This is a genomic window from Streptomyces sp. NPDC029159, assembly GCF_055564055.1.
In genome coordinates, this window is the sequence record NZ_JBVHWT010000030.1 from 1 (window position 1) to 7,533 (window position 7,533).

The 7,533-nt window shown below is 73.0% G+C and carries 7 protein-coding genes; 6 read left to right on the forward strand and 1 reads right to left on the reverse strand.

The features are described 5' to 3' along the window. Positions 1–283: 283 nt before the first annotated feature. From ACZ4U4_RS30915 to ACZ4U4_RS30930, 4 genes are all read left to right on the forward strand, one after another. Positions 284–1,534 carry an acyltransferase family protein gene (locus ACZ4U4_RS30915; protein WP_467881302.1) on the forward strand — a complete coding sequence of 417 codons (1,251 nt, stop codon included), beginning with the start codon at positions 284–286 and terminating at the stop codon, positions 1,532–1,534. Positions 1,535–1,822: 288 nt separating this feature from the next. Then, complete coding sequence (locus ACZ4U4_RS30920; protein ID WP_467881304.1) at positions 1,823–3,166, forward strand: hemolysin family protein; 1,344 nt, start codon at positions 1,823–1,825, stop codon at positions 3,164–3,166. Further along, positions 3,163–4,182 carry a hemolysin family protein gene (locus ACZ4U4_RS30925; protein ID WP_467881307.1) on the forward strand — a complete coding sequence of 340 codons (1,020 nt, stop codon included), beginning with the start codon at positions 3,163–3,165 and terminating at the stop codon, positions 4,180–4,182. The genes ACZ4U4_RS30920 and ACZ4U4_RS30925 overlap by 4 nt, the downstream gene beginning before the upstream one ends. Before the next feature lie 183 nt (positions 4,183–4,365). Continuing rightward, a complete protein-coding gene (locus tag ACZ4U4_RS30930) occupies positions 4,366–5,589 on the forward strand; it encodes an FAD-dependent oxidoreductase (protein ID WP_467881310.1) in 1,224 nt (407 codons plus the stop codon). 90 nt (positions 5,590–5,679) lie between these two features. Here ACZ4U4_RS30930 and ACZ4U4_RS30935 read toward each other — a convergent pair whose 3' ends face one another. Continuing rightward, complete coding sequence (locus ACZ4U4_RS30935) at positions 5,680–6,303, reverse strand: TetR/AcrR family transcriptional regulator (RefSeq protein WP_467881313.1); 624 nt, start codon at positions 6,301–6,303, stop codon at positions 5,680–5,682. A 76-nt stretch (positions 6,304–6,379) separates the two neighbouring features. On the opposite strand from ACZ4U4_RS30935, the gene ACZ4U4_RS30940 reads away from it, so the two are divergent. Both ACZ4U4_RS30940 and ACZ4U4_RS30945 read left to right on the forward strand, forming a co-directional pair. Continuing rightward, positions 6,380–7,150, forward strand: coding sequence for an SGNH/GDSL hydrolase family protein (locus tag ACZ4U4_RS30940; RefSeq protein ID WP_467881316.1), 771 nt, complete (start codon positions 6,380–6,382; stop codon positions 7,148–7,150). 127 nt (positions 7,151–7,277) lie between these two features. Next, a complete protein-coding gene (locus tag ACZ4U4_RS30945) occupies positions 7,278–7,451 on the forward strand; it encodes a hypothetical protein (protein WP_467881319.1) in 174 nt (57 codons plus the stop codon). Positions 7,452–7,533: the final 82 nt, after the last annotated feature.

Consider the following 7,533-nt stretch of genomic DNA (forward strand, 5'->3'; position numbering starts at 1 on the left):
GTCGGCCGGGGGGGACAACGGGAGGACCAGTGGGACTGGGGGGGGGAGGCGGCGGTTGGGGGAGGGGGAAAAAAAACAAAACGGGGGGGTTTTCCTGTGGGCCCGTGGGGGCCCCGACGGGAAGCCCCTTTTCCTTTCCCGTTCCCAACTCGCGGCCCACACACCGGGGTTGATGGATCACGCACCCCTATACCCTCCGTATATACATCATGCGTATACACACGTTATATAGTCGGCCCTCCCGTCATCCGGCGGGGCGTTCGACTCGTTCTGGAGGACCACCGTGCTCAGGGGCACTTCGCTACTTCCCGCCCGGAAGGGGCGCGCGTCCGCGGCGGACCGGACGGACGGGAGCCCCCTGCCCCAGGGCGGCGGGGCGCGGCTGGCCGCCATCGACGGGCTGCGGCTGGTGGCCGCCGTCGCGGTGGCCGCGTACCACTTCCTGGGGACGACCACCCCGCACTTCTGGGGCAGGTACGACCTGCGGGAGACCGTTCCGGCGCTGCACGAGGTGAGCCGGTACGGCTGGCTCGGCGTGGAGTTCTTCTTCCTGATCAGCGGGTTCGTGATCTGCATGAGCTGCTGGGGGCGGACCCCGGCGCAGTTCGTCGTCTCACGGGTGTCCCGGCTCTTCCCCACCTACTGGTGCGCGGTGCTGCTCGTCGTCGCCCTGGTGGTGACCGCGCGGGTGGCGCATCTGGAGGCGGCGACGCCGATCGATCCCCGGACGGTGCTGGGCAATCTGACGATGGCGCCGGGGCCGATGGGGCTCACCCTGATCGACGGGGTCGCCTGGACGCTGTGGGTGGAGGCGCGCTTCTACCTGCTGATGGCCCTGATGCTCTTCATCGGGATCACCTACCGCCGCATGATCGCGTTCTGCGGCGCCTGGCTGACGCTGGCGCTGCTCGCCCGCGAGCTGCACTCCGAGGCGCTCGACGCGGTCGTGCTGAGCCAGTACGCGGGCCTCTTCGTCACCGGGATCGCGCTCTACCTGATGCACCGCTTCGGGCAGAACATCGTGCTGTGGCTGCTGGCCGGGTTCGCCTGGTGCTACGAGCTGACGGTGCTGCACGACCGGGTGGCCGCGCACACCGTGAAGCCCGCCGCGGGCGGGGCGCTCTCCTGGGCCGCGTGCGCCGCGCTGCTGACCTTCTTCCTCGTCGTACTGGCGCTCGCGGCGTTCGGCCCGCTGGCCCGGATACGGTGGCGCGCCCTCGTGACGGCGGGCGCGCTCACCTATCCGTTCTATCTGGTGCACCAGAGCATCGGCGTGCCGGTGGCGAAGGGGCTCCTCCAGGTGGCTCCGGGGCTGGGGCTGCTGCCGTCCGTGGCGGCGGGGCTCGGCTTCGCCCTGCTGCTGTCCTACGCCCTGTACCGCCTCGTCGACCGCCCCGCCGGGCGGGCCCTGCGGCGCCATCTCACCCGCGGGATGTATCCGGCGGACCGCACGAGCGGCGACGGCGCACCGCCGCGGCAGCCCTCGGCGGGCGGCGCGGAGACGTCGCCGCGGCCGGTGCCCAGCGGCGTGTGACGCGCCGGACCGACGCCGGGCAGAACCGGAACAAGGGGCCGCCTCCCGGGAGGCGGCCCCTTCCGCATGCCCGTAGCCTCGCACCGCGCCCACCGCCCGGACTTTTGCTGACCCTTTACCATGGTGGGGTTCTTTCTCTCGTACGCAGGCGCACCCGGCGCCCGTACGACTCCTCCTGCGAAAGGTGTGTGAACGTCCAGCCATGGGCGAACCTCCCAGTTGCCGAGCCTGCTCGCGACAGAGCGCGAACCTCCGGATCCTGTTCGATCATGGGACGGAGGTGACCCGATGACCGAGCTGCTCCTCCTGGCCCTGGCACTCCTGCTGACGCTGGCCTGCGGCGTCTTCGTCGCCGCCGAATTCTCGTTGACCACCGTCGAGCGCAGCGATCTCGAACGCGCCGCGGAGCGCGGCGAGCGCGGCGCGGAGAGCGCCCTCAAGGCCGTCCGCCGACTGACCTTCCAGCTCTCCGGCGCCCAGCTGGGCATCACCGTGACCGGCCTGGTCATCGGCATGCTCTCCAAGCCCGCACTGGCCACCCTGCTCGCCGGACCGCTCGACGCGATCGGCCTGTCGGACACCGCCGCCCAGTCCGTGGCGCTGGTCCTCGGCACCGCGATCTCCACCGTCGTGCTGATGGTCGTCGGCGAGCTGGTCCCCAAGAACTGGGCGATCTCCAGCCCGCTGCCGATCGCCAAGCGGGTCGCGGGGGTGCAGCGGGCGTTCAGCGCCGCGTTCTCCCCGCTCATCGCCCATCTCAACGCCACCGCCAACCGCACGGTGCGCCGGATGGGGCTGGAGCCGGCCGAGGAGCTGGCGTCCGCCCGCGGGCCGCAGGAGCTGGTGGCGCTGGCCCGGCACTCCGCCAAGGAGGGCGCGCTGGAGCCGGACACCGCCGAGCTGTTCGTCCGCACCCTCAACCTCCCCGGCCTCACCGCCGAGAACGTCATGACCCCCCGCGTCCAGGTCACCGCCCTGGAACTCCAGGCCAACGCCGAGGACGTCGCCAACGCGACGCGGGCGACCGGTCTGTCCCGCTTCCCCGTCTACCGCGGCAGCCTCGACGGCGTCGTCGGCGTCGCCCACATCAAGGACGTGCTGGCCATCCCCGCCCAGCTGCGCGCCCGCCGCCCGGTGTCCGACCTGCTGCGCGAACCGCTGCTGGTCCCGGCCACGCTCCCGGTCGACCAGCTCCTCGACCGGCTCTCCGGCAAGCGCACCATGGCCGTGGTCATCGACGAGTACGGCGGCACCGCGGGCGTCGTCACCCTGGAGGACATCGTCGAGGAGGTGGTCGGCGAGGTCCGCGACGAGCACGACCCGATGGAGACGCCCGACCTCGCCGCGGCGGGCAGCGACCCCGAGGGCCACGCCCTCTACCACGCCGACGGCGCCGCCCGCACCGACCAGCTCGCCCGCATCGGACTGCGGCTGCCCGAGGGCCCGTACGAAACGCTCGCCGGGGTGATCGCCGCCGGCCTGGGCCGCATCCCGACCGAGGGCGACACCCTGGAAGTGGCGGGCTGGACGATGGATGTGCTCGATGCGTCCGGGCGCCGCGCCGCGCGGGTGCTGCTGCACGCACCGGCCGCGGAATCGCCCGGCGGGCCGGGGCGGGAGGCCGCCCGATGACCGTGCTGCAGATCTTCGTCGGGCTGCTCACCCTCGTCGTCAACGCGTTCTTCGTCGGCGCCGAGTTCGCGCTGATCTCGGTGCGCCGCAGCCAGATCGAACCGCACGCCGACGAGGGCGACCGCCGCGCACACCGGGTGCTGTGGGGGCTCCAGCACGTCTCGGCGCTGCTGGCCACCGCCCAGCTCGGCATCACGCTGTGCACGCTGGTACTGGGCGCCGTCGCCGAACCGGCCATCGCCCATCTGCTGGAGCCGGTCTTCGACGCGGTGTCGGTGCCCGACGCACTGGTCCACCCGGTCTCGTTCGTGATCGCGCTGGCGCTCGCGACCTATCTGCACATGCTCTTCGGCGAGATGGTGCCGAAGAACGTGGCGCTGGCCGAGCCGGTGCGCACCGCGCTGCTGCTGGGCCCGCCGCTGGTGGCGCTGACCCGGACGCTGCGCCCGGTGATCTTCGCGGTCAACAAGCTGGCCAACGGGGCGCTCCGGCTGCTGCGGGTCGAGGTGAAGGACGAGGTCACGGCGACGTTCTCGGACGATCAGCTGGCCCGGATGGTCGACGACTCGCGCGCCGCGGGACTGCTGAACGAGCGCGCCAAGGAGCGGCTGCGGGACGCCCTGGAGCTGGGCCGCCGGCCGGTGCGCGATGTGGTGCTGCCGGTGGAGAAGGTCGTCTCGGCGGGCCTGGGGATCACTCCGGAGGGCCTGGAGCGGCTGGCCGCCGCGTCCGGCTTCTCGCGCTTCCCGGTCGTCGACGACACCCACCGGATCCTGGGATATCTGCACGTCAAGGACGCGCTGGACGCGATGCCGCGGGAGGTGCCGTTCCCGGTGTCGGCGATGCGGCCGATCGCCCGGGTGCGGGCCGCGACCCCGCTGGACGACGTGCTCACCGCGATGCGCGGCTCCCGGACGCATCTCGCCGCGGTCATCGGCGAGGGCGGCACGCTGGCCGGGCTGGTGACGATGGAGGACGTGCTGCGCGAACTGGTCCTCCAGCAACCGGCGGCCTGAGCCCGCCCCGGCCCGCACCCCGCCCCCGTACGGCCGGGACGCACCCCCGCACCACCCCTGTCTGACCGATCGGTTAGTTTACTGACCGATCGGTCAGACGTGGTGCGCCGACGGTGTGCCGTACGCCCTGGCCGCTCGCTCCGCCGTGGCTTGCGACGGCGGCCGACACCGAGGGGGCACAAGATGACACGCACCACCTGCTGCATCGCGGGCGGCGGACCCGCCGGGATGATGCTCGGACTGCTGCTGGCCAGGGCGGGGCTGAAGGTCACCGTCCTGGAGAAGCACGCCGACTTCCTGCGGGATTTCCGCGGCGACACCGTCCACCCCGCCACGCTGCGCCTCCTCGACGAGCTGGGGCTCGGCGCGGAGTTCGCCAAGATCCCGTTCCCGCGGCTGGCGGAGATGCGGGCCCGGATCGGCGACACCACCGTCGTGATGGCCGACATGCGGCACCTGCCCGGGCGGCACCCGTACCTCGCGATGGTGCCGCAGTGGGACTTCCTCGATCTGCTCGCCCGCGCCGCGGCCGCCGAGCCCTCCTTCGAGCTGCGGATGTGCACCGAGGTGACCGGACTGCTCACCGAGGGCGGCCGGGTGCGCGGCGTCCGGCTGCGCGATGCGGACGGCCGCGCCGGCACCCTCGCCGCCGATCTCACCGTCGCCTGCGACGGCCGCGGCTCGGCCGTCGCGGCCGCCGCCGGACTGCGCCAGGATCTCTTCGACGTACCGATGGACGTCTGGCAGGTCCGGGTCGACGCCCCGGCCGACGCCCACACCGGCGGCCGGGTCTTCGCCCGCTTCGGCGGCGGGCAGGCGGCCGTCACGATGGACCGCGGCGACTACTTCCAGACCTCGTACCTGATCGGCAAGGGCCGCGACGCCGAACTGCGGCGCCAGGACATCCAGTGGCTGCGCGACCGGCTCGGCGCACTCTTCGGCTGGGACGCGCGGGTGACCGGCACGATCGGCTCCTGGGACGACGTCAAACTGCTGGAGGTGACCTTCGGGCGGCTGCGCCGCTGGTACCGGCCGGGGCTGCTCTGCATCGGGGACGCGGCGCACACCATGTCGCCGGTGGGCGGCGTCGGCGTCAACATCGCGCTCCAGGACGCCGTCGCCGCCGCCCGGATCCTGGCCGCTCCGCTGCGCGCGGGCACCGTCTCCGTCCGCGATCTGGCGCGCGTCCAGCGCCGCCGCCACCTGCCGCTGACGGTCGCCCAGAAGGCCCAGCACACCGAACACGGGCTGATCACCGCCGCTCTCGACGGCACCCTCGACGCCCACCGGCTGCCGTTGATGCTCCGGCTGCTGCGCCGGGTGCCGCCGCTGCGGACGGTCACCGGCTACCTCGGCGGCATCGGGATCCGCCCGGAACACGCCCCGCCGTTCGCCCGGCGGGCGTGAGCCGGTCCGGGGCACGGGCGGTACGGGGGTCCGGCCGCGCCCCGGACCGGCAGGTGCGGGGCGGGCAGCAGCCCGGCCCGCACGTCCCGCTCAGTCCCGCGGCTCGATCGCGTACCGGGTGAACGTCTCCAGTTCGGCGGTGGCCGCGTCCAGATCGAGGTCGGGGTGGGCCAGCCAGTGCGCGATGACACCGTCGATGGCACCGCCGATGGCGAGCGCGACGGTGCGGGTGTCGCAGCGCCGCAGCCGTCCGGCGTCCTGACCCGCGGCGAGCAGCGCGGCCAGGAACTGCCAGCGGCCGTGGGTGTCGTGCGAGCCGGGCGTCTTGAGCCGGGTGCCGCCCTCGTCGTCCAGCAGCATCTCGGTGATCACCCGGACCTGGCTGCGGTGCGCCCGCTGGTAGCCGATCATCGCCCGGACGTAGGCGAGCACCGCCTCCCGCGGATCGTCCTCCTTCGCCACCTGCTCGGTGACGTACGCGGCGAACGCTTCCAGGACCTGCGTGAGCGTGGCGCGGGTGAGGTTGTCCTTGGAGGAGAAGTGGTAGAGGACGGCCGCCTTGGACAGGCCCGCGCGCTCGGCGATGGCGGCGAGCGAGGTCGCCGGATAGCCGCGGTCGGCGATCAGCTCGATCGTGCAGTCGATCAGCTGCTGCCGTCGGGCGCTCTCCGTGAAGGTCGGCGGGGCACCGGCCACGCCACGGCGAGGCGTCATCGCGAACCCGCCCTCTCATTCGTTGTGCACACCGGTCGGTACGTGACCGTACACCGCGGGATAGGATCGCCGCGCCATGGAGATGAATGCCCGCTACACCAGTTTTGTCGCGGTCGGCGACAGCTTCACCGAAGGGATGTCGGACGGCCTGCCGGACGGCTCCTACCGCGGCTGGGCCGATCTGCTCGCGGCCCGCCTCGCCGCCCGCACCCCCGGCTTCCGCTACGCCAACCTCGCCGTCCGCGGCAAGCTCATCGGCCAGATCGCCGACGACCAGGCCGGGCCCGCGGCCGCGATGGGCGCCGACCTGGTGACGATGGTCGGCGGACTCAACGACGTGCTGCGGCCCAAGTGCGAGGTGGCGCAGGTCTGCGAGCGGTTCTCGGCCACGGCGGCGCTCCTGGCCAAGGGCGGCGGTCAGCTGGTGCTGATGCGCAGCCCCGGTAGGCAGGGCCCGGTCCTGGAGCGCTTCCGGCCGCGGATGGAACAGCTCTACGCGCACATCGACGCGGTCGCCGCCCGGCACGGCGCACTCGTCGTCGACCTCTACTCCTCCCGGGCACTGGCCGATCCGCGGATGTGGGCCGACGACCGGCTCCACCTCACCGCCGAGGGCCACCGACGGGTGGCGGAGGCCGTCTGGCAGACGCTGGGTTTCGAGGCGGAGAGCGACTGGGACGCCCCGCTGCCGCCCGCGGTGGCACCGGGCTGGCGGGCCCGGCGCTCGGCGGACGTACGGTTCGCCCGCGAGCATCTGGTGCCGTGGATCGGCCGCCGCCTGACCGGCCGCTCCTCCGGCGACGGCCGCCCCGCCAAGCGGCCCGCACTACTGCCGTACGACGGCTGAGCCACCGCCGACCGCCGGCCGCGGTCCTGGACCGACAACTCATCGCCGCCGAGCACACCTTCGAGAACGCCGTCCCGCCGGCCTCGACGCCAACCGTTCCCGAAGTGCCGACGCAGCGGGCGCGCCGGTGAGCGCGTACGCGCCCGATGAGCAGGGCCTGGTCTCCCCGCAGGACGTGGCCGATGGCGGCCTGGAAGTGCTTCAGGCGCCGGGGCTTCCTCTGGAGGCGTTGCTCCACGTTGCCGGACACGCCCCGGACTTCGCCCGGGAGGAGGCGCGCTACGCCTGTAAGAACTCCTAACGAAATGATCTTCGACGTGGTTGGATCGCCCCCGGACCGGTGATCTGGGGGTGCGGGGTGGCGCGGCCGAAGCCGTGGGAAG

What these genes read in the sequence shown, in the direction of transcription:
- ACZ4U4_RS30920 (WP_467881304.1), top strand. Translation starts at nt 1,823, where the DNA reads ATGACCGAGCTGCTCCTCCTGGCCCTGGCACTCCTGCTGACGCTGGCC.
- ACZ4U4_RS30925 (WP_467881307.1), top strand. Translation starts at nt 3,163, where the DNA reads ATGACCGTGCTGCAGATCTTCGTCGGGCTGCTCACCCTCGTCGTCAAC.
- ACZ4U4_RS30930 (WP_467881310.1), top strand. Translation starts at nt 4,366, where the DNA reads ATGACACGCACCACCTGCTGCATCGCGGGCGGCGGACCCGCCGGGATG.
- ACZ4U4_RS30935 (WP_467881313.1), bottom strand. Translation starts at nt 6,303, where the DNA reads ATGACGCCTCGCCGTGGCGTGGCCGGTGCCCCGCCGACCTTCACGGAG.
- ACZ4U4_RS30940 (WP_467881316.1), top strand. Translation starts at nt 6,380, where the DNA reads ATGGAGATGAATGCCCGCTACACCAGTTTTGTCGCGGTCGGCGACAGC.